This window comes from Idiomarina sp. PL1-037, assembly GCF_034422975.1.
GTDB lineage: Bacteria > Pseudomonadota > Gammaproteobacteria > Enterobacterales > Alteromonadaceae > Idiomarina.
Map to the genome: position 1 here is coordinate 783,900 of NZ_CP139873.1, position 26,478 is coordinate 810,377.

Here is a 26,478-nt window from a genome sequence, read left to right on the forward strand (position 1 = left end):
TCAGATGCATGCTCAAAGTTGATTATCGCTTGCTTACCTGGTTACGCCCATTATTTTTACTAACGTAAAGTGCCTTGTCTGCGGCTTCAATCAATTCTGAAACGCTGGCTTTTGAGGAGAAGTCTTCAGAACAGATACAACCGGCTGAAAGCGTACAGTAGAAAGTTTCACCCTGCGCAGTGAACTCCATTTCGCTAAATACCTTTCTGATACCATCGACAACGTCGAAAGTGTCGCTCTCGTTAGTGTTTGGCAAAATAATCATGAACTCTTCACCACCATAGCGACCAACGATATCGATTTTTCGAAACCTGTGCCGCAACAAAGTGGCCAATGATGCAATGACAGTATCACCGGTAGCGTGGCCGTAGGTATCATTGACCCGTTTAAAATGGTCAATGTCCAGCATCACAATGGATAGCATGCCCCCGTCCCGGCGAGCTCTTTCGAGTTCACGTGTCGCATGCTCTTTGATGGCCGCATGCTTTAAAAGACCGGTTAATCCGTCTTTACTGATTAACTGTTCGAGCACTCTTGCCCGGTGCACCCGCGAACGAATAGAAGAAATGAGGCGCTTGTGCGATATCGGTTTTGATAAGAAATCGTCAGCATCAAACAATAGTGCCTCGGTCTGCTTGTCGATATCCCTTTCGGCTGACAGATAGACGATGGGGAGGCTTTCGAACTGCACATGCTGTCGTATTAACAACGCAATATCGATACCTGAATAATCAGGCATTTCCATATCAAGTAAAATCAACTCGGGTCTAAATTCGGCCAGCTCCGGGATGATATTTTTAATGTTATCAAGAACCTTGACCTGCATTCCCTCAGCCTCTAGCTCAATCTTTATGAATGAGCATAGCTCTTTGTCGTCATCAATTAGCATGACACGAGGAGGCTCAAACTCTTGTCTGGCTAAAACCGCTTCCAAATGACTTATTAACTCAGACAGACTGACCGGCTTTTTCAGAAAGCTGATTGCCCTGGCTTTAGCTGCCTTCATTCTCTGATCAAAGCCGTCATCTTCGGACAGCATGATGAGCTTTCTTGGTGGCTCGCTCACTGCGTTTAAAACGGTATCAATGTCTGTTATTGCATTAAAATCATCACCATCTAAGTCAATAATAAGAGCGTCTGGACAGCCTTCAGCCTTTGCTGCTTTAAGCGCCTGCTCTAATTCAAAGGTCTGAATTTTAAAGTTAAAGCTTATGAGCTGCTTCGAAAACTGGGCTTCTAATTGCTTGTCTTGTTCGATGAGCCAAACTGTCCCATCGTGTTTGTGCTTAATGGTTTTGTTTTTTTCGGCAGAGGTATCGGAGTTGCTTACCGCCAGTTCAGTAGCTGAGCCTGAGTCAAAAATGCTGACTTGCTTTAATAGTTGACAGAACTCTGGAATTTCCCGGCGAATAGCTTGCACGAGAGACGTTTCACTTTGCTCACTTATAAGAGTCTTCAATACTTCGTCGATACGGCGCGCTTCCGTACTGGCTTCGTTAAAGCCAAAGGTGCCAGCTGATCCACTAATTGAATGCAAAATGCGGTGCAGGCTATCAGCTGTTTGTTTTGCGTTGCCAATGCTTAACTGGTCTACAAGTGATTGTAGCTTGCTCCCGTCTGATACTAAGCGTTCTTTGTATTGATTTTGGATAGCCTGAATTTCAGGATCCAGCTTTTCGGAGAGCGTCTTATCATTCATTAATGCGGCTCCAGATGTCTTTAAGCTGAGTTGGCAAAGTCATGGGGTCAAAGGGTTTTGAAATCACATCTTCCGCCCCAAGCTCTTTCAGTTCTTCAATTTCAGAGTTCAGCACTTTGGCCGTAAAGAACACAACAGGGGTATCATTTAGCAGATTTTTTTCCTGCAGCTGTTTTAATGTGTTAGGGCCATCTAAATCTGGCATCATGACATCAAGCAAAACGATGTCGGGTTTAAAGCCCGAAATTTGGTCTATGGCTTCGTGCCCAGAGGAGCAGATAAGTGATGTAAACCCACCAACTTTCTCCAGTGAAAGTTTTGCGATTGCCTGGATGTCAGGTTCATCATCGACCAATAAAACACGTTTCAAATCAGACATCGGGACTCCTGTCTTTATCTTTAGAGAGTTTGTCAATTAGGCCGACAAACTTGGAGCGGGTGAAAGTTGCCTTACTCATAATCGCATCAACATTTGCCATATTCTCAGGAGCTGTATCGTAATCAGATGTTACGATAACCTGAATGTCATTGTTAACCTTTTTAGCGATATCAACCAGCTCCCAACCAGAACCATCTGGTAATGCAATATCTAACACCAGGAAGTCGTAGTTTTGCGATGACAGCTTTTGTTTAGCTTGCCGAATAGTGCGTGCGGTGTCGACTTCATACGTATCTTTGAGTATAGCGGTAATTACCGTAGAGAAGTCGTCATAATCTTCCACATGTAATACGTTTGCTTTTGCGGAAGAGTGGGTCCTATGGTTTACATTGTTTGCTCGCTTTCCAAGTTTGTTATCTTCATGCGTTATGCTGTCATGAGTCACTAGCGGCAATAAAACCCAAAACCGTGTTTTTTCACCAGGAACTGACTCAAAGCCAATGGTTCCGCCCATTTTCTCTATAATGGTTTTTGTAATAGCGAGTCCAAGCCCGGTACCACCTTTACTTCGGGAATCAGAAGACTCGGCTTGTGCGAAAGGTTCAAAAACTCTGTTTTTAAAGACTTCTGGTATTCCGGGCCCACGGTCGATAACCTCGACCAAGGCGTTACCTTCGACTATTGAGGTGTCGACTTTAATTTCTCCGTCATTCGGCGAGAATTTTGCGGCGTTAGATAGCAGGTTGGCCATGACTTGCATAAACCTCAGCTCATCAACTGCGATATGGACATTCGTTGAAATGTCTCGATCTAACAGGATTTTTGCTTGATGCTGTGCTGCGTAGCCTTGGTTTTCTGCAATAGCTTTTTGAAGCAGAAACTTAAGGGAATATTCTTTAATCTGGAACGAAAGATTGCCTGAAGATAGCTTTTCGATATCCAGTAAGTCATTAATCAACAATGTTAATCGTTTACTATTTCGGTTAGCCAGTTCCAGCACATGTTTAGCTTCTTCGGACAAAGTCTCGGCCTCCAGTGACATGAGTGAGAGTGATCCCGATATAACGGATAAAGGGGTTCGCAATTCATGACTCACCGTCGACAAAAATTGAGACTTTAATTTTTCGGCTTGCTCAGCGGCCTCTTTTGCGAACACCAGTGAGGAAATGTCGTGCATGGCTCCTAACATGGATTCCGGAACCCCTGCATTATCACATTGAATGACCGCATGGCCTTTCATCCAGCGAAGCTCTTCATTGTCCGCCCTGATAATACGAAACGTTGTTTCAAGAGGAAGGGGAATTTCAATAAACGGCTCGGCATTGGTCGCTTTACGTTCTAGCTTCTTCAATAGCTCGTTAAACTCGTGCTTCTCTTCATGGTAAAATACCGACTCGATACTGTTGTAGCTGTGTTTAAAATCCTCGCTCTTTACACCCGTTAGTGAATGCATTTGCCCGTTCCAGAGCATTTCCCGGGTCTTTAAGTTGAGTTCCCAAACACCGATATTCGCAACTTGAGTGGCTGACTCAAGTCGTTCTTTAAGCTCTTTTAATGCACGTTGGTCGTTGACTTGTTGGCTCATATCGCTGGCTAAGCCCAGGTAACCAACCGCGTTACCATCTTTGTCAAACTCTTTGGTGACAATAACTTCGACGGGGATTCGTCCCCCCGATTTTGTGATATAAGTCCAACTGTCTTTCTCTGAGCCTTCGATATCAGGGATAGCAGTAAACACAGCAAACCCTGAAATATTCCGGCCTAATTGTTTACTGAGTTTTAGGCCTTTAGCTTCAACCTCTTCTGAGTCATGAAAAATAGCCGGGGTTTCTTTATGAACAACCTCAGCTGAAGAGTATCCAAGCATTCGTTCTGCACCGCGGTTAAACACATTAATAAGGCCATTTTTATCCGTTGCTATTATGGCCGTTTCACTTGCCGCGTTGAGCACATGGTAGAGTTTACTGTTGACGTCGCTCAGCTCTTTTGTCCGGGATTCAACTTCCGTGGACAGAGAGTTGAGCAGTTTTTGTTGGTAAAGATGTCGGGTTAAATAGAAAAAACCGAGCACGCCAATAAAGGAAAGCCCCCAAACAACGGCTCGCAAGAGCCAAAAGTTAGGTAAAGTCTTTTCTGCTTCAATAGCAAGCAACCAGCGCCCTCCGGGAATATCGATGAGTGTGGTTGCTGATGCAGTATTAAAAGTAGATGGGTTTCCCCAAAAAACGCCTTCGACAGGGAAATTGTTTTTGTCTCCGTGCTTGATAGCGAGTTTGACAGAGGTGCCGACTTCAGCCACTTCATCCATGAGAGATTCAAATAAGCTTTCAGCGTCGATGACAGCACTTATCAGCCCCCAGTAAGCGCCTTCGATATAAAGGGGGGCGCGATAAATGAGCCCTAAGTCTCCTTGCACTAATTCCAGGGGACCATGCAGCCTTGCGTTTTTTGACGCAATAGTTTTTTTAATCTCCGGCCATTGGGATGCTAAATTTTCATACTTTACCCCTAATGCCGCCTCATTTCCCTCAATAGGCATCACCCAGCGAATTTCATTATCGGGTGCAATACCAATATTTCTAAAGAAAGGACTGAATGAGTAGACCTGCTCCAGCATGGAATTAATTTCTGCAGGAACGACATTCCCTTTCCGGGCAACGACGTAAGCCTCGATACCGTGTGTTAAAAACGTGGCACCATGAAGTTCAGTCTCAAGTTGTGATTTAAGCCTTATAGCGAGTTCTGCTGCATTACGGTCACGTTCTGCTTGCTGTTTGTTGCGGTACTCATGAATAAAATACTCAGTGAGAGCAATAATGCTGACAAATAAAATGCCGGCAATTAACTTCAGCCAGTTTGCGCCTTCGGCGGAGAGCTTATAGTGTTTCATTCGCCCACCTCAGAGTGGCCATCAGACCTAGGCAGTAATATAAAGAACTCTGTCCCGTTCGCATTTGTATTAAAGCTTATGCTGCCCCCTAAACGATCCATGATCTCTTTCGAGATAGATAAGCCAAGGCCGGTTCCCCCTGTGGCTCTTGTGTTGGTTGAGTTGGCCTGGGCGAACTTTTCAAACACCCGTGGTTGAAATTCCTCAGGAATGCCATCGCCTTTGTCTTTTACTGCAATACGAACAAACTCACCCTGAGCCTCAGCGTTTATTTGCACGGCCTCACCTTTTGGCGAGAACTTAACCGCATTTGAAATTAGGTTGGTCATGACTTGCTCGAACCGTTGAGTGTCGACATAAATAGACAGTGAAGGGTCGATAGGAGTCTGCTCTAAAACAACTTGAAACCGCTCGGCATAGGTTTTGTTCCGCTTGGTTATATCTGCCAGAAGAGAGTTAATAGCGACCTTTTCAAAATGCATTTCCATTCTACCCGCAAGCAGCTTTTCCAGGTCCAAAATGTCATTAATGAGCAAGTTCATGCGTACACTGTTCTTTTTAGCCACTTCTATCATTTCGACTGCCGCTGAGGGTAAGTCGCCACAAGTGTTGCCAAGCAATAAATCTAACGCACCAGTGATAGACGTTATGGGAGTACGGAGTTCATGGCTCACTGTCGAGACAAAAGCGTTTTTAATTTCTTCGTTACGCTTTCTCTCAGAAATATCTTCAATAATCGACCAGATCAACTTTCGACCATTGTCATCGTATACGACCATGCCGTTTAGCAACACCGGATAACGGCTGCCATCCTTACGGATATACTCTTTCTCAAAAGGTCCATAACGGCCTGTGTTTGCTAAAGCTTCTAAATGTTCAAGTTCTGCTTTTTCATAGTCACGAGGCGTGATATCCCAATAGCTTAAAGAGATGAACTCTTCGCGAGTATATCCCGTGGGAGCAAGCAGGGCGTCATTCAAGTCAATAAACTTTCCTGTTTCGTAATCGTTTAAGGCAATACCAATTGGAGACAACTTAAATAGGCCGCGTAAGCGACTCTCACTATTCTCGATAGCTTCATTTTTTTGCTTAAATTCCAGCGTGGAGGAAACCCAGCGTGCGAGAAGACTCAAAAATTGTTTTTCAGTTTCTTTAAAGGGCCTTTCCCGGGCTGTAGCGGAAGAAAAGTTGAGTGTTCCAAAGTGACAACCATTTACCTGAATAGGCAAACCTATATAGGATTCAAGGCCGAAAGCTTCGTAGCAGGGATGTTGGCGGTATTTGGATGACGCCATGTTGTGAATAGCGACTGTTTTCCCTTCGGACATAACAATTTCGCAGTAAGTTTCTTTAAGAGGGAAAGTCAGGCCTGCAGTTAATTCTGTTTCTTTTGGCGCACTAAAAGCGATAATCTCATAGTCTTTTCCATCTATTCTGCTTACTATACCCAGTTCTAAATTTAAATAAGAACAGGCAAGTTCCAGACCTCGATTAATACGTTTTAGCGGATATTCTGGAGAAAGCGAGGCTATTTGGTTCAGTGCCTTGAACGCCGCGAGCTGGTTCTCCATTTCTTGCTGATTTCTTTTTTCCTGTGTTATGTCCAGGATAAATCCATCGAAGTATTCAACTTGACCGGCCTCAGTTTTTATCGCTCTGCCTTTCTCCTGAGCCCATCGGATACTGCCATCACGATGTAAAATTCTATACTCCAGTAACCACTCGTTGCTTTTTTCAATGGCGCTTTCAACTTCTGACTCTAACCGCTCTTTGTCAGCCGGGTGAATGACACTGTCATAGCTGCGAGCTTTGTTTTGAATAAAGTCGCTTGCCGGGTAGCCCGACAACGGATCAATTTTGTCGCTCATGTACAACATGGTCCAGTGTTCGTCGTAAAGACAACGGTAGGTTACACCCGGAATGTTGTTAACTAACGAACGGAACTGGGCTTCACTGGCTTTTAATGCCAGTTCACTTTTTACTTCTGGTGTTATGTCGCGAACAGCAAAAACATACTGAATGTCGTCACCACTAACCAGAGGCGCCCCATTCACTGAAACGGCTTTCCATTCGCCGTTAGGCCAGTGGATAGCGTGTTGCACGTCGGTGACAGGCTGACCTGTTCGGCGCACAACAGCAAACGGAAGCTCTTCCGGAGGAAAAAATGAACCATCGAGCTGACTGATTTGCCAACGGGGGTCATCAAAGGTCGCACTGGTTTTATCTGGAGCATCCTGAGCTTTTAACCCTAAGACATTTATTGCCTCGGCGTTTGCATAGGTAAAATTGCCTTCTGCATCGAGTACAAAAAATGCAACGACATTACTGTTTATCACCTTTTCAAGGAACTCACGTTGCGACTTTATCTCCATTTCAGCGTGTTTCTGTTTGGTGATATCTTCGTGCGTGCCTGAAATGAGAAGCGGTTCACCGCTTTGGGTTTTAGACACTAAACGGCCCCTGTCATGCACCCAAACCCAGTGACCCTCTTTGTGACGCATTCGCGCTTCAAAGTCGTAAAATTCAGTATCGCCGCGAAAGTGTTGTTCTAATAACTCACCGGATTTTTCTAAATCTTCAGGATGTGCCAGTGACATCCAGGTGTCGATTGATATCGGCTCAAGCTCTGCAAGTGTATAACCGACAATATTCGCCCAGCGTTCATTAAAAACGGTTTCTCCGGTTTGTATATTCCACTCCCAGGTGCCAATATTGGTGCCTCTTAAAATGGACTGGAGTCGTTGTTCATTTTTTGATGTTTGCCGAAATTTTTTAGTTAGCCTTACTTCGTCCTGCACGGCGGCAGCCATGTCTTTTAAGATCGTCTTCTCTATCTCAGAAAGTTGTCGGGGCTGGGTATCAATAACACACAAGGTGCCGATGCGATGACCATCTGAGCTTTGAATTGGGCAGCCGGCATAAAATCGAATTTTAGGGTCATTAACAACCAGAGGATTATCGGCAAAACGCTCATCCTCCAAAGCGTTACTGACTTCAAATATTTGATCTTTGAGGATAGTGTAGGCACAGAAAGCGAAGTCTCGATGCGTCTCTGGCGCCGAGAGGCCTTGCTTTGATTTAAACCACTGGCGATGCTCGTCAACCAAAGAAATTAATGCAATGGGTAAGTTCAGTGCGTTTTTAACAATGCGGGTAAGCCGGTCAAAACGTTCCTCTGGAGGGGAGTCCAGTAAGTCCGTTTCGCGAAGTGCCTTTAAACGTTCGTATTCGTTGCTGGGGGTACCGGCTGACTTCATCTGTGGGCTCCGCTTGTCGGTCAATATCGCTTCATAGTAGAAACTTTAAGAAAAACCTGCAATTAACTTCTTAGGTAATACTTTTTTGTCACGTCCGGGCTAACCCATTAGTCACACGTTAACATCAGCCAGTTTTCAAATTGGTACGCGTCCATGGGGCGAGCAAAGAAGTAGCCTTGGCCTTCTTCACAGCCTGCTACTGTTAGAGCATCGCACTGAGTTTGAGTTTCGATACCCTCGGCGACGGTGCGCAATTTAAAATTACCTGCTAACTCTTTAATGGTACGAGCAACACTGTAGGAGGGGTGACCCGCAGCGTTGCCACTGACAAAACTTCGATCAATTTTTAGACGAGTAAAAGGTAAGTTACGCAGTACACTCAGTGACGAATACCCTGTGCCGAAGTCGTCCATGGAAATGCCAATGTCATGTGCACGGAGGTTTTTCAATTGCTCAGTGATGCTGACAATGTCTTCAGCCGCTATGGACTCGGTCAGTTCAATTTCAACTTGGTAGCCTTTAAGCCCTTGTTGTTGAATATGCTGAATAACTGAATCGACAAAGCTCGCTTCTTTCAGTTGGACAACAGAGACATTAATTGCTACGCGAAAAGCGTCTTCGACTTTGTCACTAATAGCCGAACGCCAACGCAAAGCGGAACGCAGCACCCAGTCTCCTATAGCGACCATCATTCCCGACTGTTCCGCCAGCGGGATAAAACGGTCGGGTGGAATAAATTCCCCGTTATCCGTTTTCCACCGAAGTAAAGATTCAGCACCAACAACAGCACCATCACTCAGTCTAATAAAAGGCTGAAAATGAAGCGTCAGACGTTCGCTGGAAAATGCCGTGCGCAAACGACTTAAAAGGCTCATTCTGTCTCTGGCTGCCTCGGCTTGCTGAGGAGCAAATAAAACGGTTTTCCCGCGATTAAAATGCTTGGCCTGCTTGAGAGCAACACCGGCATTTTTAATGATTTCCGCCGCTGAAAGCGAGGAGTCACCTACCGTGATTAAGCCGCTGGTAGCAGAAATACGCAAAGGCTCATTTTTATGGAGCATGAAAGGCTGTGAAAACACTGACTCAATTGTTTCAGGCGTTAAATCTCTGGCGTCCGCCAAAACACCAAAAATATCGCCTCCCACTCGGGCAATACAGTGGCTTTTGGTCAGCCGATTACACAAACGCTGCGCTACTGCGCATAGAATTTCGTCACCAAAGGCGTCATCAAGTACGCTGTTCATGTATGAGAAACTGTCTAAATCAATTAACGCAACGGCGTACTTTTCTTTTGGTCGATTAGTGAGTTGCTGCCCAATTTCACTCATGAAACCATTACGGTTGGGGAGTTTTATTAAAGAGTCCTGAAACGCTAACTTTTCGATAGAGCTGTAAAGTTGCAGCTTTTCGAAGGTCATTGCAACACTGCTGCAAAAAACCTCTAAAAGGCGTTGTTCGCACTGCTCAATGGGACGAGCAAGTTCTACGAATGCGGCTAGTGCTTGATTATTAATGCCTGGAAGATACAGGCAAATGCCACTTTCAAATATATGCTGTTTTGATTCGAGCACTTGCATTAACAGCTGGCGTATATTTTCCTCCGGCAGCTTTTCCAAAGGTACACCCTGCCAGGATGCAAAATCTCCGGCCGCTGAGAGAATAAAAGGGGGGCTGTCTGATGTATCCAGAGCGGCACAAACAAGGCAGTCTTTCTCAATGCCCAACAATGTGCAAAGGTGTTCGACGACACCCGCAGCAAAGTGGTTGATGTCAGAGAGCAGACCAAGCTCGGCGGTAGCGACTAAGGTTTCTGTAAGCCCCTTACTATTGGCTTCCAGTTGTTTTATTTGCGAGTAAGATCGTATTGCCATGGCAATACTGGTAATGAGGCGCGTTCGGGTCAGCTCTGACTTAGTCTTGTAATCATTAATGTCGTAAAGGCGGATGGTATCGCTTTCCGGGGCGAACCCCGGTTGCCCTGTACGCAAAATGAGCCGAATACTGTGGTTGTGAAGCTTATCGCGAATAGCCTGAACTAATTGCAAGCCAGAGCTATCGCTTTCCATAACAACATCGACTAAAGCAACAGAAAAATCATCGTCTTCTCTTAGTAAACTGAGGCCTTCAGAAGCTGAATAGGCATCGGCGAAGCTGAGTTCAGCTTCTTCTATCACCAAGCCTTTCAGCGCCATTTTGGTAGTGACATGAACGTCTGGATCGTCATCAACAATCAATATCTTCCAGGGAACCGAATTAGAAACAGGCTTTTCTGCTTCCTCTTCAGCGAATTCGATCAAGTCGTCGTTGCCCACCATAACCTTTACCTCAAGACTATAACCTCGGATACCACCATAACTAACTTAACAAAAACAAGGTTAAATGTTATATTTTGGTCGTCATAATCTTTTATTTGACTTTTTATTTTAACAAAAATATTAATTTAGTTTACGATAAAGGCTCGGTTTTGGATTACGTTTAAAGGCCATTGGCTATGAGCAAACCGCTTTTGATGATAAGGCACCAAATTAACCTCGGGTTTGTTTTGGTATTGATAATGGCTCTATTCGTTATTTTTGCGGTGGTGGAGTTTAAAGTTAAACCTGACTTGCTTCAGCAACAGCAGCAAAAAATTGCCGAAAACCAAAGTGAACTTGTAGACCTCATTAATGCTCGACTGGGCCAAGTTGAAGTTCTGACTCGTACGTTAGCTGCTGCTGCCACCTCGCTTCCAAAAAATGAATCAATATTCAAAGAGCTCTTGCCTTCTGTCATTGATAATCGAGGAGACTCCTCTATAGCCGGCGGTGGTATTTGGCCGGAGCCTGGCGCTTTTAGTAAAGGTATTGAACGGCGCAGCTTTTTCTGGGGGCGGGAAAACGGACAGCTAAAATATGTCGACGATTACAATGCTTCTGATGGAGCTGGTTATCATGAAGCAAACTGGTACAAAGATGCAATGGAGGCTAGCAGCGATAATTGCATTTGGTCACAGGCCTATGTTGACCCTTTTACTCGTACACCGATGGTGACGTGCTCTGTTCCCATTCATGAAAACAATGAGTTTGCTGGTGTGGCAACCATAGACGTCAAACTTGGTGATATCACCCGAATACTGCAACGCTACGGTGAGAAAAACGACGGCTACGCTTTCGCGATAGATTCAAGCAACCATATGATCAGTTTCCCGTTTACTGCAGCTAATATTGAAAGCAATGCAAATTCGTTAGTCAACGTTAATGAGCTGGCAATGCATATTCCCTGGCTGAAAAGCAGCCTGCTCCAGATAAATACAACCAATGAGACGGGTCTTATCGAACTTCACAACGACAAGCTTCTTGGAGAAGCAGCGTACGTTGATTTGGTTAGAAACGATGAAACCGGTTGGATAATAGGGTTGGTGTTACCCAGAAGTAAAATGACCGCTATGGCCGATAGTATGGGTTTTTTCTTAATGCTTGCTATTGGCGCACTGTTGGTTGCTGTCGGAATTATTGCAGCAGTGCTGTTCCGCAATTTAATTAATAAAATTCAGCAAACGACAGTGCAAGTAAGACAGTTAACCGATGAAGAAACAAGTCAGACTCTGCGCACCGGCAGAATGAATGAAATGGGAGAACTGCGCCAGGCGGTTAATGCTTACGGGGAGAAACTAAAATCTTTGTTGCGGCACTTAGAAGACGTTCAGGACGAACTGGTGCAAAGTGAGAAGTTGGCCTCGCTAGGGGCTCTGGTTGCAGGAGTGGCGCACGAACTGAATACGCCAATAGGAAATGCACTTATGTCGTCTACCTCCGTACTGGATGCCAATAAGCAATTTAGTAAAAAAATGAACGCTCAGATGACAAGGCGTGATCTGGCCAATTACCTTGAAGATGTCACTCAAGGAGCGACTATTATTGAGCGAAACTTAACACGTGCCGCCGAGTTAATTGGAGCGTTTAAGCAGCTGGCTGTGGACCAGACCAGTTCGCAAAGGCGCGAATTTGAGTTAAAGGGGCTGGTAGAAGAAGTCAGTTTGTCGATGAGACCCAGTGTGCAAAAAAGTCCATGCAAGCTGGAAATTGATGTGCCGCAATGTATTTCTATGGACAGCTATCCGGGCAAGCTTTCTCAGGTGTTAATGAACCTCATTAATAATGCCGTCATTCATGCGTTTGACGAACAAGAAGAAGGTACTATTCAGATAGTTGCCAGCCAGGAGCAAGCAGACAAAGTACGCTTGACGGTAGCTGACAATGGCTGCGGTATTCCGGATGAGAGAATCAAGCGAATCTTCGACCCATTTTATACAACGAGACTGGGTAAAGGAGGGTCGGGTCTTGGCTTACACATAACATTTAATTTAGTTACAGGTGTTTTGGGCGGACGCATTGACGTAGAGAGCAGAGAAGGCAAGGGCAGTTGTTTTACCCTGACCCTGCCGGTCATTGCTCCACATTTGGATGACTCAACAAGACTCTCCTAAGTAACGGAACTGTTCACAGACTTTTCTGTTAATAAAAGCAGAAACCTGCCGATAGACGGGGATAGATTCGTAACGTTCTGCAAACTTATATCGAGACACTATGAAAATTAAACTTCTTGCCCTTGGGGCACTTTTTTTAACCATACCGGTGCAGGCAAAAATATTGTGGCAGGATGTCAGCGTCACTTATTTGTACGGAGAAAACTACCGTGTTGGAGACAATCGCCGCGAAGTATTAACCTTTGAGCACGCCGCAGGGGCCAGTTGGGGAGACAGCTTTTTCTTTTTGGATCATTTGCGTTCTCGCGACGGCAGCCGCGAAAATTACGCTGAGTGGTCACCACGTCTGAGTGGCTGTAAATTAGGCATTTATTGCCCTGAAGACGATGGTCTGATTAAAGATGTGTTATTTGCAAATACCGTGGAGATGTCCCAACAGGCAACTCACTTTTTGCATGGTTTAGGTGTGGACCTGAATCTACAAGGCTTTACCTACCTGAAATTGAATACCTATCGTAGGAATAATGACGGGGTAGAGGACAATTGGCAGCTGACGGCGACTTGGGCTTACCCTTTTGCCATTGCTGAGCAGTCATTTCTCTATGATGGTTTCCTGGACTGGTTTTCCAGTACGGAGGATCAGCGAGCGAGCCTCAACTGGACGTCTCAGCTTAAATGGAACGCCGGCCAAGCCATGGGGCTGGATAACCGTTTGTATCTGGGGATTGAATACGTGTACTGGCGCAATAAGTTCGGTATTGCTGATACGCTGGGTTTTCCTACCCATGAGTCCAACGTCAACCTGTTAGTCAAATTCCACTTTTAACTAAAGAGGCACAAACATGGCCAGACTCTAGATAAAACTTCGTATTCTTCTGTTAGCGGCCGTACCGACTGTGCTTCTGGGCGTTGTACTGATCGTTATCTCCGTAATGTCAGCAAACGATATCAGTCAAACCAGTGTGGAGCAGCAACGGGAGGCTTTGTATCAACAAAAGCGCCAGGAATTGGACAGACTGCTGGAGATGGCGATAACGGCGGGTAAAAAGGCCAGTAACCAAGACCAGCTAAAGGATATTTTACGAAACCTGCGTTATGACAATGGCCAGAATTATTTCTTTGTCTATAACACGGATGGTGTACAGGTCGTCAGTGCGGACGACCCGAGCCGAGAAGGTCAAAATTACTACGATAGCCGCTCTCCGGAAGGACGTTACCTGGTACGCGAGTATATTGATGCGGCAAAGCAGGGAGGCGGCTATGTGGAATACAACTGGCCTAAGGCTGGCTCCTCGGTGGCCAGCCCTAAACTAGCCAAGGCTATCAAATACCCAGGTACCAACTGGGTTATCGCAACTGGGTTCTACATTGATGACTTGCAGACGAAGCTATCAGAGCTGGAATCGGAACTGCAATCCAGCACGAATAAAAGTGCCGGTTTTACCGTCATAGTGGCTACTGTATCACTGGTTGTGGTCATTGGGCTGGGACTCATTTTAGCTCGAAGTATTATTACGCCATTGAACCGGGCTGTGGAAGCTATGAGGAATATCGCCAGCGGCGAAGGGGATTTGACCCGACGTCTGGATGAGGATCAGGTAGCGGAGCTGGGAGCTTTGGCGCAGGCCTTTAATACCTTCGCATCGAAAGTGGCCAATATGGTGGAACAGCTTCGAGGTTCTGTGCAAACACTGGCTACATCCAGTCAGGAGCTCAGCCAGATCATGGAACAGGCAGATGCGGGCGTAAAACGCCAGCATGATGAGAGCGAACAGGTAGCGGTTGCTATGAACGAAATGTCGACTACAGCCCAGGATGTGGCGTCCAGTGCCAGCAATGCAGCAGGCGCCACCAGTGAAGTGGAACGACAAGTGCATGAAGCCAGCCAACGCATCGATAATGCTATTAGCGTGGTACGCGGGTTGGAGCAGAATGTAAATACTGGTGTGGATGTGATTTCCAAAGTTGGCAGTGAGTCCAAGAGCATAGGTGGCGTGTTAGAGGTAATAAGCGGCATTGCGGAGCAAACTAACCTACTAGCATTAAACGCTGCAATTGAGGCCGCCCGAGCCGGTGAACAGGGCCGGGGATTTGCAGTGGTTGCTGATGAGGTAAGGACTTTGGCGTCAAGAACGGCCGAAAGCACCGAAGAAATCAACCAGATGATCAGTCGTTTGCAAAATGGTGCTAAAGAAGTGGTGAGCGCCATCGACCAGATCCGCGAAGGCAGCGACCGCACGGTGGCGCAGACTCAGGAAGTGGATAAATCCCTCAAGGAGATTTATGAAGCCGTATCCACTATTAATAATATGAATAGTCAAATTGCTACTGCCGCGGAAGAACAGACTACGGTGTCCGAATCCATCAATGAGAACTTGCATACCATAGTCAGCATTACTCAGGAGTCGGTAGAAGGTACCAATAACGCTCGTAAGATAGCCGATAATCTCAGTAAGTTGTCCGGCGATATCGAGAGTTTGGTGGGACAGTATAAGACGCGATAGCTTCGCCGGAGGTAACTTGAGCCGTCAATTTGGCGGCTTTTAAGCTGAGTATGCAGGTGGGACATGTGGTACAAATCTGGCATCTCCTGGGGATAGCAGAGCGTGTATGTCAGGGCTACCCAGAGCCGTTAACTCGCTCTGCTTCACGTGCACGGCAATGGTACCGGTAATACCTGCAAACTATTATTCAAACTTTATTGCGCTAACAATGCACTGCCATTGCAGACTGAAAACTGTATAGCGGCTCCAATGACGTGGCTTTGGCAAAACGACTATTGAAACGTGTAGACAACACTTGACGTGTTAACGCGAGGCTACTGAACTGTGTTACTAAGCGTGTTACTTCCGATACTCATAAACGAAAAAGCCCCGCACAATGTGCAGGGCTTTAGGAAGAAGTTGGTGCCGGAGGCGGAATCGATAAGATCTAATAACTTATTGTTTTATAGTGGATAAAAAATATTAAGATTCAAGCGTGTTACTTACCTTGTTACTAAAACTTCAGCTTTAGTTTTTTGATTGAAAGCTTTTTCACAAATGAATCTTTTAACTTTTTGGCTATGCCCAATACTCGCTTAACACGTTGAACATAGCTATAGTGGTCTGCAACTTGTGAACGTGTAGTGGCAAATAAATTCGGGTATACGGATTAAATGGTTGATCTTACCTTTGCATGAGAGTGAGGCAAACCGGCATCTCATCGGATTATCTGGTTGGCACTCCAACCTACTGCTGATGCATGCTTCCCTCGCTAATTCCAGCAAGAACCCCACACGCCTTAACTTCCCGGTCATCGTTGCAACGCGCTCTTAGTGAAACGAGTTGTTTCTCAAGCGCCTGTAGAGCGGTTATCTGCGAGCGCACATGAGAGATGTGATCATCGAGCAAGGCATTGACAGCGGTACAGGACTGATGAGGGTCGTCCTGATAGCGCTTTAGTTCGTGAATTTCTGCCAGTGACAGATCCAGGATGCGGCAGCGACGAATAAAGACCAGCCGCTCAACGTGTTTCTCGGTATAGACACGGTAACCGTTCTCCTGCCGACCAGGCGGCGGCAACAAGCCCTGCCGTTCGTAGAAGCGGATCGTCTGTGTATCTACCCCTACTGACTGTGCCAACTGACCAATACGCATCGGGTTCCTCCGCAACGGATTCTCTACGCTATTGACCTTATAGCGACTATATAGTTTTAAATGAAAACCCGATCACATTCAAGTGGAGTCATATCATGAGTAAAAACTGCGGAGGCCCCTGTGGCGACCATGCAAGGCCTGCGGCGGATACCGATATGCAGGCCTCCTCCGATGCGTCGGGGGAATGGGTCAGTGTTTATGCCGTGCCGAAGATGGACTGTCCATCAGAAGAGCGCATGATTCGCCTGGCCCTGAACGGCGTTGAGGGGATTCGGGCACTGTCCTTCGACTTGTCGAACCGCCGGTTGAAGGTCGTGCATGACGGTGAGGTCGAGCCCGTCACCGCGAAGCTGAAGACCTTGGAGCTAGGCGCCTCGCTTCAGGAAAGCGTCGCTGCCGATCCGGAGACCATCAAGGCGGCCGAGTTCTCGGCAGCCTCTGCCACGCAAGAATCCGGGACTCTGCGCTGGTTGCTCGGCATCAATGCGCTCCTTTTCGTAGTGGAAATGACAGCCGGCCTGATCGCCCAGTCCACCGGCCTGATTGGAGAGTCCCTGGACAATTTCGCCGATGCGGCCGTGTACGGGCTCGCACTTTATGCGGTTGGACATAGCGTGAGAATGCAGCTACGTGCCGCGCATGTTGCTGGTGTACTGCAACTGATCTTGGCTGTGGGCGTACTCATAGAGGTGGTGAGACGCTTTGTATTCGGTAGTGAGCCTGAATCGCTGGTGATGATGGCTATCGCATTCGTCGCATTGATTGCCAATACCAGTTGTCTGCTGCTCATATCCAAACATCGGGAGGGCGGGGCGCACATGAAGGCAAGCTGGATATTCTCGGCCAACGACGTGGTGATCAACCTGGGGGTCATCACCGCCGGCGCCCTGGTCGTGTGGACCGGTTCCAATTATCCGGATCTAATTATCGGCACCATCGCGGGGCTCGTCGTGCTTAACGGTGCCAGGCGCATTCTGGCGCTCAAGGGTTAAATAATGCTCATTATTGGCAAAAAGCTCTCGCCGTACGCCCTGTTGTCCATATCGGGCCTGCTGGCAACGTCTGATCAAGCTGTAAAGTGGCTGGTGCAGCAATCAATGGCCTATGGCGAGTCTGTTTCGGTGACCCCGTTCTTTAACTGGGTGCACCTAAGGAACACCGGTGCCGCATTCAGTCTTTTTGCGAATGGTGGAGGCTGGCAGCGCTACTTTTTTATCGGGATCGCGGTGGCGGTCTCGATTTTTCTGATCAAGCTGATCCTTGAAAATCGTCATAAAGGAGAAGCCATCGCTTACAGTCTTATCCTCGGTGGCGCCATGGGCAACCTGATTGACCGGGTCTTTCGTGGCTATGTTGTGGATTCCTTTGATTTCTATTGGCGAGACTGGCATTGGCCGGCCTTCAACCTGGCTGATATTGCAATTGTCCTCGGTGCCTTACTTTTCGTTTCCGGCAGCTTTTTGGGTAAAAAAACAAACACCAATGCCGAGTCGGATGGATCTGACTGAAACCTTCGCCTATACAACACCATGACCGAACTTCCCGACAACATCCTTCACCTGCCGCAATACCAAGTACTGGGCTGCAAAACCACCGACGACGACATGCACTTCCAAGCGGACGCGCCCGATCCCATTGCCTGCGAAGAATGCGGAGTGCAGGGTGAGTTCGTGCGGTTCGGCAAGCGTGATGTTCCCTATCGTGATCTGCCCATCCACGGCAAGCGGGTCACCCTCTGGGTGGTCCGCCGCCGGTACACCTGCCGGGCCTGCAAGACAACCTTCAGGCCCCAGCTACCGGAGATGGTGGACGGCTTCCGTATGACGCTGCGGCTGCATGAATACGTGGAGAAGGAATCCTTCAACCACCCCTACACCTTCGTGGCGGCACAGACAGGTCTGGACGAGAAGACGGTACGCGACATCTTCAACGCCCGCGCCGAGTTCCTGGGGCGCTGGCACCGCTTCGAGACGCCCCGCATTCTGGGCATCGACGAGCTGTACCTGAACAAGCGCTACCGCTGCATCCTGACCAACATCGAGGAGCGAACCCTGCTCGACCTGCTGGCTACCCGCCGTCAGGACGTGGTGACCAACTACCTGATGAAGCTGAAAGACCGCCAGAAGGTCGAGATCGTCAGCATGGACATGTGGAACCCCTACCGGGCAGCGGTCAAGACCGTGCTGCCACAGGCCCGCATCGTGGTCGATAAGTTCCATGTGGTACGCATGGCCAACGATGCCCTGGAGAAGGTGCGCAAGGGCCTCAGAAAGGAGCTGAAACCCTCCCAGAGCCGAACCCTCAAGGGCGACCGGAAGATCCTGCTGAAACGCGCTCACGAAGTTTCAGATCGGGAACGGCTGATCATGGAGACCTGGACAGGCGCATTCCCGCAACTGCTGGCCGCCTACGAGCACAAGGAACGCTTCTACGGCATCTGGGACGCCACCACACGGCTCCAGGCAGAAGCCGCCCTGGACGAGTGGATAGCCACCATCCCGAAGGGCCAAAAGGAAGTCTGGAGCGATCTGGTCAGGGCAGTGGGAAACTGGCGCGAAGAGACCATGACCTACTTCGAGACGGACATGCCCGTCACCAACGCTTACACGGAGTCCATCAACCGACTGGCCAAGGACAAGAACCGTGAAGGGCGCGGTTACTCCTTCGAGGTGATGCGGGCACGAATGCTCTACACCACGAAGCACAAGAAGAAGGCACCGACTGCGAAGGTCTCTCCTTTCTACAAGAAAACCATCGGTTACGGACTGCCGGACTTCGCAGAGGAACTCAACTACGGAGTCGATCTATCAACCATCTGAGGGTGGTATCAGATTGATGGGGTGAAGGTGCCCCATCAACCATTAAATCCGTATACCCATAAATTCGTGCTTCTGATCAGAGATGAAAAGCTATACTTGTTGCTTTGGTTAAAGTGAATTAGCTATTTATCAACATTTTTCCATGGGCCGAACGCTATAAAGTAAAGAAGAATGATATTTGCGATAGGGATAACAATCAGAAGACCCAATGGACCAGGGTAGCCAACTCGTTGGCAGATACGCCATGCGGGAGCAATAAAAATAGCTCCCACAATCAGCATCCATAGAAAGCCCATACCTGCGAACATTTCGTGATTCATCATTATCTGCTCCTTATTTGACATGCGTTTAAATGACGTTAAACTGAAATTTATTAAATTGCAAAAAAGCAGGGTGCTCGTGCAGGTTCGAATTCTGTTAGTAATGGCAGTGATATTAGTGTCGATGTCGTTTTCGCAAACGGTAGACGCTCACGCTTGCCATGATGACGGGCAGATGCAGCACAGCATGATGCAGGAAGCGAGCGCAAGCGACTGCGAGCATGAGAAGCAAAAGCACAATTCGTGCTGCGCTGACATGACAATTCGGCATTGTTCCGGCAGTCCAGTTTTATTTGTCGGGCAGTCTTCTTCAGTTAATGCCGCTGTGATCAACTTTTCTTCTAAAGTCGATTCCCCGATTGACACTTCAATTCGCGCTAAACACGCGTCTAATCTATTTCGTCCTCCAATAATTATCGTTTAATAAGTTTCTAGAAATTTAGTACACGCCCGACGTGTCCCTTTAATACTTATTAGTCGGTGGATAATTATGTCTATCAAACGCAATAGCGCTATTTTAGCGATGCTTTTTTCTGTGTCTATGTCAGTTGCTGGCGCAGAAGAGCAACTGAGAGTTCTAAAAGATCCCAACTGTGGCTGCTGTGAAAAGTGGTTAAAAGCTTTACCCGAAAGCTTAAATGTTTCTGTTCAGCACCCAATAGACTTGACGCAGCAAAAGCGTCAAGCAGGTATCAGTGCTGATATCCAGTCCTGTCATACTGCTATCTCCGATAGTGGCTTTGTCTTCGAGGGGCATGTTCCCCCTGTACTCGTTTCCCGCTATTTGGAGGGAGACAAGTCAACTAACGGAATCGGTTTAACTGTTCCGGGAATGCCTGTCGGCTCTGTCGGTATGGAAATGGGAAGTCGATTCCAGCCCTATACCGTTTATGAAGTGAAAAAGGATGGCTCTATAGCACCTTATCAGCAGGTAGCAAGTATTAAGCAGCAAAAGAAACTATCAGGTGGAGGCGATTAATTATGGGCTTCGGTGGTATGAGCCTGGTTCAACTGGGAATTCTGTTAGCTATCGTCATCCTTCTTTTTGGCAGCCGAAAGTTAAGGACTTTCGGCTCTGATCTTGGAAGTGCGATTAAAGGGTTTAAATCGTCAATATCAGATGGTGGTGCTGAAAATAATTACGATAGTTGTGACGGACAAAAATCAACCTCAAAAGAGGAGAATGAAAATGAGCACCGAGTTTAATAAAGGGCGTCGAAAATTCATTAAATCTGCTTTTACTGTGGCGTCCGCGTTAGCAATTGCCAAAGTAGCCCCAACATGGGCAACACCTCAAGGGCGTAAATTTAAAGATCAAGTTTTGACGAAAGATGAAATTGATTTAACCATCGCGAAGTCTCCTTTGTTAGTAGGGAATAAGGTTGGTACACCTATAACGATTAATGGTCAAATGCCTGGTCCTCTAATTCGTTTGAAAGAAGGTCAACGAGCCAAGCTAAATGTGACGAATAGACTATCTGAAGACACGTCAATCCACTGGCATGGGATTATTTTGCCTGAAAATATGGATGGCGTACCCGGGGTTTCATTTGAAGGTATAAAGCCGGGGCGAACTTATAAGTATCGCTACGACGTTGAGCAAAATGGCACTTATTGGTATCACAGCCACTCAGGTTTACAGGAGCAACTGGGGCACTTAGGTCCGCTGGTTATCGACCCAAAAGACGGAGATATAGGCGCTGATCGTGAACACACAATTATTCTAAGTGACTGGACATTCGAAGATCCAAATGAGGTTTTTCGTAATTTGAAAGTAGCGGAAGGCTACTATAACTACCAAAAGCGTACGATATTTGAGACGTTCGAGGACGTGCGCCAGCATGGGTTAGAGAAAACCTGGAAGCAAAGAGAAATGTGGGGACAAATGCGGATGAGTCCTCGCGATATCGCTGATGTGACAGGGAGTACATACACCTACCTGATGAATGGTCGCGATTCAGCAATGAACTGGTCAGCATTATTTAAACCAGGTGAGAAAGTGCGACTTCGTATTATCAACGGCTCTGCGATGAGCTTTTTCGATGTACGTATTCCTGGTCTAGAGATGACTGTAGTGGCGGCAGATGGTCAACCGGTGAAGCCTGTGTCTATTGATGAGTTTCGTATCGGAGTGGCTGAAACCTATGATGTCATTGTTCAGCCAAAGCATAACAAGGCTTATACGATTTTTGCGGAGAGCTTTGACCGTAGTGGCTATGTCAGAGGCACATTAACACCAGAAATTGGCCTTGAAGCAGAAGTTCCTGAGTTACGCGCGGTGCCTGAACGTGGTATGGCCGCGATGGGAATGGGGGCCATGGCGATGTCAGGAAATAAGGAAGAGAAAGGTATGATGAATATGAGCGGCACAGACGGTCATATGAATCATGAAATGATGCATAAAAAAGAGCTTCCTGTGGAAAACATTAAAATTGAGCACAGTGAAGGTGGTCACGGAGCTGCTGCCGCCATGATAGCTATGAATCCGACCAGTCGTCTCCATGAACCGGGCATAGGTTTGGATAATGTTGACCATAGAGTCTTAGTGTATAGCGATCTTATTGGCGCCCAAGAATGGCCAGATAAGCGGGAACCAGAGCGCCAGATTGAACTGCATTTGACCGGTAATATGGAACGGTATATGTGGTCGTTTGACGGGAAGAAATACACCGAAGTTGACGGCCCTGTGCAGTTCCGTCACGGCGAGCGCTTAAGGTTGGTGATGGTTAATGACACCATGATGGATCATCCAATCCACTTACACGGTATGTGGATGGAACTTGAAAATGGACAGTATCCTCGTCCTCGTAAGCACACCATTAGTTTAAAACCAAGCGAGAAAGTATCACTACTGATATCCGCTGATGCACCGGGAAGCTGGGCATTTCATTGTCATCTGCTTTATCACATGAAAGCGGGCATGTTTCGTGTGGTAAATGTGGCATAAGGAGGAAGGCTATGTACGCTAAATCATTGTTGTTCACTACAGCACTTTTACCCGCAGTGGCAATGGCGGGACATGCAGAGGAAGGCTGGCCAGAGCCCGTTAAAGAATATTACACCGGGCAGGTATTATTTGACCGGCTGGAATTAACGCGAACAGACGAGGAAGAGAACGTTGCCGTTTGGGACATGATGGCTTGGTACGGTGGTGATTATCATCGGTTTGTCTTCAAAAGTGAGGGGGAAAATATTCAAGATGACGGAGAGCCCACTGACTTGGAAAGTGCTGAGTTGTTATACGGCTACCTGATGTCTCCGTTTTGGTCGTTTCAGGCCGGTGTCGGTACGCGAGGCTCCTTATCGTCCGATGCCTCTATGGAAAATTATGCCGTTGTTAGCTTCATGGGGCTGGCTCCGTATTGGTTTGAAATGGACAACTCGTTGATGGTGAACGAAGAAGGTGATGTCCAGTTTGTCAGCGAAACTGAATATGAGTGGCAGTTAACGCAAACATCGTACTTGCAGCCTCGTATTGAGTTAACAGCTAACCTAACAGATTCAGACAAATATGAGCGGGAGAGCGGGTTGAGTAATTTGCGCGTGGGTTTGCGTTATCGACACGAGGTGAGTCGTGAATTTGCTCCTTATATCGGTATTTACTGGAACGGTGCGTTAGGAAACACGGCGGACCAGCTGAAACGTATGGGTGAAGATACGACTGAAACAGGCGTGGTCTTAGGGGCCAGAGTTTGGTTTTAATGGATGATAAAACAAAGAGGAAACAACATGAGAAACTTATTTAAATTAGCATTCGCCACCGCTTTATTTTTTAGTGCATGGGCCAACGCCCATGTCGGCATGACATCCAGTAGCCCGGAAGACGGTGCGACTTTGTCGGAGTCACCGGCGGAAATTACGATGAATTTTTCCGGTGATGTTCGCCTGGCTAAAATTATGCTGCACTCAGACGACGGTAAGATGGACTTCCCAGCTTTTACTAGACAGTCTGTAGATTCTGAAAGTACGCCTTTTCAAAGTTAGCAGGCGATACCCCGCCTGTATGAGAATGACGCTTTTTGGGATTGTAAAACATCTCGATAAAATTAAATATCTCAGTCTTCGCTTCGTTCCTGATCTGGGGATCAGCGATACTTTACCGACCAATAAGTTAAAGTTGATCGAATTGCCAGTATTAAAGACCGGAGAATACGATTTTCATTGTCAGATGCAAAGGTATCTAGGAAAACTTATTGTCAAATAAGTGAGACAAATAAGAGCTAATATGAATGAAAAAAAAGTGCTTATAACAACTATTATCACTCCTGAACTAGCTTAACCTATCACCAACCAGCAGCTAAACCCGAAATATTGGTAACTGTCCAGTGAAGTTAAGCTAGGTTATCTCACCCAGCGCAGCAAGATAATTGGCTAACATCTTTAGTAAACGTTTGAGCGCATAATTTTAAGCCTTCTACCATCGTAAGGTATGGGAAGAGCTCATCAGCCAACTCATTGACTGTCATTCCTGCTCTTATCGCCATTACAGCAGCTTGAATCAACTCACCAGCTTCTCCTGCGACGACTTGAACACCGAGCAGCCGGCCGCTGCCACTTTCTGCGACAATTTTTATAAACCCTTGGGTATCGAAGTTAACCAATGCCCGTGGGACATTTTCAAGGCCCAACGTGCGGCTTTCGGTGACGTAACCACCAGTTTTAGCATCAGCTTCTGATAAACCCACCGTGGCGACTTGTGGATCAGTAAAGATAACCTCGGGCATGGCACTGAGATCAAGATGCGCATCACCGCCCGTCATGTTAATAGCGGCTCGGCTGCCGCCTGCGGCGGCGACATAGACAAACTTCGGCTGATTCGTACAGTCGCCTGCCGCATATACTCTTGAGTTAGAGGTTTGCATGCGATCGTTAATCGTTATGGCACCGCGCTCGGTTTGTACGGCGATGGTTTCTAAATCGAGGTTTTCCGTATTGGGCGTGCGGCCTGTGGCCACGAGCAGTTGTTCTGCTTTTAATGTTCCGGCATTGGTTTTGAGAATGAAGTGTTGTCCGTCGTAACGCACTTCGCTGGCTTCTGTATGCTCAAGCACATTGATGCCTTCGTGATAAAAAACAGTGGCTATTGCCTCACCAATGGCAGGCTCGTCTTGGGATAACACCCGACTGCGAGCCAAAACAGTAACTTCACTACCGAGACGCGCGAAGGCCTGTGCTAATTCAAGAGCAACGACCGAGGCTCCAATAATAGCGAGGCGCTTAGGAATGTTACTTAGCCCTAATGCGCTTGTCGAAGTAAGGTAAGGGGTTTCAGCTAAGCCGGGGATGGGTGGTTGTGCGGGTCGGGCCCCGGTGCCGATAAAAGCACGGTCAAAGTGAACCGTTTGCTCACCGCCATCGCAAAGTGATACGGAAAGAGTTTCATCGTTTATAAAGCGGGCTTCGCCGTTAATAACGGTAATGGCGGAATTCTCTCTAAGAATACTCTGGTATTTGGATTCACGGAGTTCTTCTACCCGAGCCTGTTGTTGCTCGAGGAGAGCTGATCGATTTACCTTAAGAGTATGGGTACTTAAGCCTTTATCAAAAGGGCTTTCTCGCCGCAGTTGGGCGATATGAGCCGCTCGGATCATGATTTTAGACGGGACACAGCCAATATTGACACAAGTTCCGCCAATAGTACCTCTCTCAATGAGCGTCACTCGGGCACCTCCCTCGGTCGCTTTGAGTGCCGCAGCCATCGCACTGCCGCCGCTACCAATGACAGCAATGTGTAAATTGTTATTACTCATAACGGTTACTCCTTGGTCTTTCAGTTTTACAGCAGCTATAAGGCATTGTGATGTTTCATGACTGATTTTTTGGTGCCGTTGCTTTCAGTGTTGATGGGTATCCTGCATTTGTCGTTGCTTCAGTGAGCTGCTTAACTGACGTTTTTTCGTCGTCGAATGTCACGGTTGCATCCCGCTCTTCAAAACGGACATCGACGGCGCTCACACCTGCAACTTGGCCAAGTGCAGCTTTGACAGTAATTGGGCAGGTGACGCATGTCATACCGGGTACTGATAGCGTAACCGTTTTCTCAACCGCCAATGCGGGCATGCTAAACAGTAAAAATAAAATGGTTGTTATCATTGTTTTTTTCATCGTGTATTGCCTCCTAGTAAAACAAAGGAACAACATAGGGGTAAGCCAATGCTGTTAAAGTAAGCACCGCAACGAGCCAAAACATCACTTTGTAGCTCTTACGAGCATTTGGCGTTGCGCAGGTGTTATCAGGGTTGCAGTCATCAGCACGCCGGTATATTCGACGCCAGGCAAAGAATATGGCAATCAATGCAATGGTAATAAAAATGGGTCGATAAGGCTCAAGTGCTGTGAGGCTCCCAATCCAGGCCCCGGATACACCGAGTGCAAGTAATATGAGGGGACCCAGACAACACGCAGATGCCAGAGTCGCTGCGATCCCTCCCGCGAGAAGAGAGCCCCGACCAGATTTTGAATTTGACATAAGAGTAACTCCTTCGGGCATTTTGCTTTAATGTGTTAATCTTAAACCCGTACCTCACTACGGAAGCAATAGCTATGTTAAAAAAACGCAACGTAATGACAATTGGCACGCTGGCCAAAACAGCCGGCGTGGGCGTGGAAACGGTGCGCTATTATCAGCGCCGAGGGCTAATGAGCGAGCCGGAAAAGCCGTATGGGGGGATCCGACATTACGACGAACAAGCGCTTGCTCGGCTTCATTTTATTCGCGCGTCTCAATGGCTTGGATTTAGTCTGGATGAAATTGGTGAGCTATTAACTCTGCAAGATGGCGCTCATTGCGATGAGGCACGGGAGCTTGGGGAGCAAAAGCTCACCAGTGTTCGTCGAAAGATATCGCACTTACAGCAAATTGAACGAGCGTTGAATGAGCTGGTGCAAAAATGCAGCGCCGGACACGGAGATGTCTATTGTCCACTGATGGCCTCGCTTAATGACGGGGTTGAGGACGCTACCACGGACAAACATAAGGTGCGTTAGTCTGTGTAGTAAAACTTTTGAGCG

The 26,478-nt window shown here is 47.2% G+C and carries 25 protein-coding genes; 14 read left to right on the plus strand and 11 right to left on the minus strand.

Annotation, left to right across the window (positions count from 1 at the left end; genetic code table 11):
- Positions 1 to 22: 22 nt before the first annotated feature.
- From U0358_RS03505 to U0358_RS03525, 5 genes are all read right to left on the minus strand, one after another.
- On the minus strand, positions 23 to 1,699 hold the full coding sequence (locus tag U0358_RS03505; protein ID WP_322407093.1) for a diguanylate cyclase: 1,677 nt from the start codon (positions 1,697 to 1,699) through the stop codon (positions 23 to 25).
- Entirely contained in the window at positions 1,692 to 2,078 is a 387-nt protein-coding gene (locus U0358_RS03510) for a response regulator (RefSeq protein WP_322407094.1), read from the minus strand. Before U0358_RS03510 ends, U0358_RS03505 begins: the two co-directional genes overlap by 8 nt.
- On the minus strand, positions 2,071 to 4,968 hold the full coding sequence (locus U0358_RS03515; protein ID WP_322407095.1) for an ATP-binding protein: 2,898 nt from the start codon (positions 4,966 to 4,968) through the stop codon (positions 2,071 to 2,073). Before U0358_RS03515 ends, U0358_RS03510 begins: the two co-directional genes overlap by 8 nt.
- Positions 4,965 to 8,225 carry a PAS domain S-box protein gene (locus U0358_RS03520; protein WP_322407096.1) on the minus strand — a complete coding sequence of 1,087 codons (3,261 nt, stop codon included), beginning with the start codon at positions 8,223 to 8,225 and terminating at the stop codon, positions 4,965 to 4,967. The genes U0358_RS03515 and U0358_RS03520 overlap by 4 nt, the downstream gene beginning before the upstream one ends.
- 107 nt (positions 8,226 to 8,332) lie before the next feature.
- Entirely contained in the window at positions 8,333 to 10,540 is a 2,208-nt protein-coding gene (locus tag U0358_RS03525) for a bifunctional diguanylate cyclase/phosphodiesterase (protein ID WP_322407097.1), read from the minus strand.
- A gap of 176 nt (positions 10,541 to 10,716) precedes the next feature.
- Here U0358_RS03525 and U0358_RS03530 point away from each other — a divergent pair, with 176 nt between their 5' ends.
- The 3 genes from U0358_RS03530 (at position 10,717) to U0358_RS03540 (ending at position 15,194) form a co-directional block, all read left to right on the plus strand.
- Positions 10,717 to 12,690 (plus strand): ATP-binding protein, encoded by a 1,974-nt coding sequence (locus tag U0358_RS03530; protein ID WP_322407098.1) that lies wholly within the window; start codon positions 10,717 to 10,719, stop codon positions 12,688 to 12,690.
- 100 nt (positions 12,691 to 12,790) lie between these two features.
- Positions 12,791 to 13,516, plus strand: coding sequence for a DUF5020 family protein (locus U0358_RS03535; RefSeq protein ID WP_322407099.1), 726 nt, complete (start codon positions 12,791 to 12,793; stop codon positions 13,514 to 13,516).
- 106 nt (positions 13,517 to 13,622) lie between these two features.
- Positions 13,623 to 15,194: a methyl-accepting chemotaxis protein gene (locus U0358_RS03540; RefSeq protein WP_322407100.1), complete on the plus strand. Its 1,572-nt coding sequence runs from the start codon at positions 13,623 to 13,625 to the stop codon at positions 15,192 to 15,194.
- A 726-nt stretch (positions 15,195 to 15,920) separates the two neighbouring features.
- Here the strand turns inward: U0358_RS03540 and cadR are convergent.
- Positions 15,921 to 16,328 carry a Cd(II)/Pb(II)-responsive transcriptional regulator gene (gene cadR, locus U0358_RS03545; RefSeq protein ID WP_322407101.1) on the minus strand — a complete coding sequence of 136 codons (408 nt, stop codon included), beginning with the start codon at positions 16,326 to 16,328 and terminating at the stop codon, positions 15,921 to 15,923.
- 95 nt (positions 16,329 to 16,423) lie between these two features.
- Here cadR and U0358_RS03550 point away from each other — a divergent pair, with 95 nt between their 5' ends.
- From U0358_RS03550 to U0358_RS03560, 3 genes are read left to right on the plus strand one after another with little or no spacing between them, the layout of a single operon-like run.
- Positions 16,424 to 17,320: a cation efflux transmembrane domain-containing protein gene (locus U0358_RS03550; protein ID WP_218354958.1), complete on the plus strand. Its 897-nt coding sequence runs from the start codon at positions 16,424 to 16,426 to the stop codon at positions 17,318 to 17,320.
- A 3-nt stretch (positions 17,321 to 17,323) separates the two neighbouring features.
- Complete coding sequence (gene lspA, locus U0358_RS03555) at positions 17,324 to 17,836, plus strand: signal peptidase II (RefSeq protein ID WP_006956201.1); 513 nt, start codon at positions 17,324 to 17,326, stop codon at positions 17,834 to 17,836.
- 21 nt (positions 17,837 to 17,857) lie between these two features.
- Positions 17,858 to 19,147 carry an ISL3-like element ISPpu12 family transposase gene (locus tag U0358_RS03560; RefSeq protein WP_322407102.1) on the plus strand — a complete coding sequence of 430 codons (1,290 nt, stop codon included), beginning with the start codon at positions 17,858 to 17,860 and terminating at the stop codon, positions 19,145 to 19,147.
- A gap of 122 nt (positions 19,148 to 19,269) precedes the next feature.
- Here the strand turns inward: U0358_RS03560 and U0358_RS03565 are convergent, their stop codons facing one another.
- The gene (locus U0358_RS03565; protein ID WP_322407103.1) at positions 19,270 to 19,470 is read right to left on the minus strand and encodes a hypothetical protein; all 201 of its coding nucleotides are present in this window, start codon (positions 19,468 to 19,470) and stop codon (positions 19,270 to 19,272) included.
- A gap of 76 nt (positions 19,471 to 19,546) precedes the next feature.
- On the opposite strand from U0358_RS03565, the gene U0358_RS03570 reads away from it, so the two are divergent.
- From U0358_RS03570 to U0358_RS03595, 6 genes are all read left to right on the plus strand, one after another.
- Positions 19,547 to 19,891 carry a hypothetical protein gene (locus U0358_RS03570; protein WP_322407104.1) on the plus strand — a complete coding sequence of 115 codons (345 nt, stop codon included), beginning with the start codon at positions 19,547 to 19,549 and terminating at the stop codon, positions 19,889 to 19,891.
- A 66-nt stretch (positions 19,892 to 19,957) separates the two neighbouring features.
- Complete coding sequence (locus tag U0358_RS03575) at positions 19,958 to 20,446, plus strand: DUF411 domain-containing protein (protein ID WP_322407105.1); 489 nt, start codon at positions 19,958 to 19,960, stop codon at positions 20,444 to 20,446.
- 2 nt (positions 20,447 to 20,448) lie between these two features.
- A complete protein-coding gene (locus tag U0358_RS13195) occupies positions 20,449 to 20,673 on the plus strand; it encodes a twin-arginine translocase TatA/TatE family subunit (protein WP_414653609.1) in 225 nt (74 codons plus the stop codon).
- Complete coding sequence (locus U0358_RS03585; RefSeq protein ID WP_322407107.1) at positions 20,657 to 22,414, plus strand: copper resistance system multicopper oxidase; 1,758 nt, start codon at positions 20,657 to 20,659, stop codon at positions 22,412 to 22,414. Before U0358_RS13195 ends, U0358_RS03585 begins: the two co-directional genes overlap by 17 nt.
- Before the next feature lie 11 nt (positions 22,415 to 22,425).
- The gene (locus U0358_RS03590) at positions 22,426 to 23,169 is read left to right on the plus strand and encodes a copper resistance protein B (protein WP_322407108.1); all 744 of its coding nucleotides are present in this window, start codon (positions 22,426 to 22,428) and stop codon (positions 23,167 to 23,169) included.
- A gap of 27 nt (positions 23,170 to 23,196) precedes the next feature.
- On the plus strand, positions 23,197 to 23,451 hold the full coding sequence (locus U0358_RS03595) for a copper resistance CopC family protein (protein ID WP_322407109.1): 255 nt from the start codon (positions 23,197 to 23,199) through the stop codon (positions 23,449 to 23,451).
- Here the strand turns inward: U0358_RS03595 and U0358_RS03600 are convergent.
- Positions 23,408 to 23,503 (minus strand): hypothetical protein, encoded by a 96-nt coding sequence (locus U0358_RS03600; RefSeq protein ID WP_416182994.1) that lies wholly within the window; start codon positions 23,501 to 23,503, stop codon positions 23,408 to 23,410. The two genes, U0358_RS03595 and U0358_RS03600, sit on opposite strands and share 44 nt — an antisense overlap.
- On the opposite strand from U0358_RS03600, the gene U0358_RS13200 reads away from it, so the two are divergent.
- The gene (locus U0358_RS13200) at positions 23,477 to 23,671 is read left to right on the plus strand and encodes a cupredoxin domain-containing protein (RefSeq protein ID WP_416182995.1); all 195 of its coding nucleotides are present in this window, start codon (positions 23,477 to 23,479) and stop codon (positions 23,669 to 23,671) included. The genes U0358_RS03600 and U0358_RS13200 overlap by 27 nt on opposite strands.
- 142 nt (positions 23,672 to 23,813) lie before the next feature.
- Here U0358_RS13200 and merA read toward each other — a convergent pair whose 3' ends face one another.
- The 3 genes from merA to merT are packed head-to-tail and all read right to left on the minus strand — an operon-like array spanning position 23,814 to position 25,936.
- Positions 23,814 to 25,217, minus strand: a complete 1,404-nt coding sequence (merA, locus tag U0358_RS03610; protein WP_034818177.1) for a mercury(II) reductase — start codon at positions 25,215 to 25,217, stop codon at positions 23,814 to 23,816.
- Positions 25,218 to 25,272: 55 nt separating this feature from the next.
- A complete protein-coding gene (gene merP / locus U0358_RS03615) occupies positions 25,273 to 25,572 on the minus strand; it encodes a mercury resistance system periplasmic binding protein MerP (protein ID WP_034818174.1) in 300 nt (99 codons plus the stop codon).
- 13 nt (positions 25,573 to 25,585) lie between these two features.
- On the minus strand, positions 25,586 to 25,936 hold the full coding sequence (gene merT / locus U0358_RS03620; RefSeq protein ID WP_011234881.1) for a mercuric ion transporter MerT: 351 nt from the start codon (positions 25,934 to 25,936) through the stop codon (positions 25,586 to 25,588).
- 74 nt (positions 25,937 to 26,010) lie between these two features.
- On the opposite strand from merT, the gene merR reads away from it, so the two are divergent.
- The gene (gene merR / locus U0358_RS03625; RefSeq protein ID WP_011234880.1) at positions 26,011 to 26,454 is read left to right on the plus strand and encodes a mercury resistance transcriptional regulator MerR; all 444 of its coding nucleotides are present in this window, start codon (positions 26,011 to 26,013) and stop codon (positions 26,452 to 26,454) included.
- Positions 26,455 to 26,478: the final 24 nt, after the last annotated feature.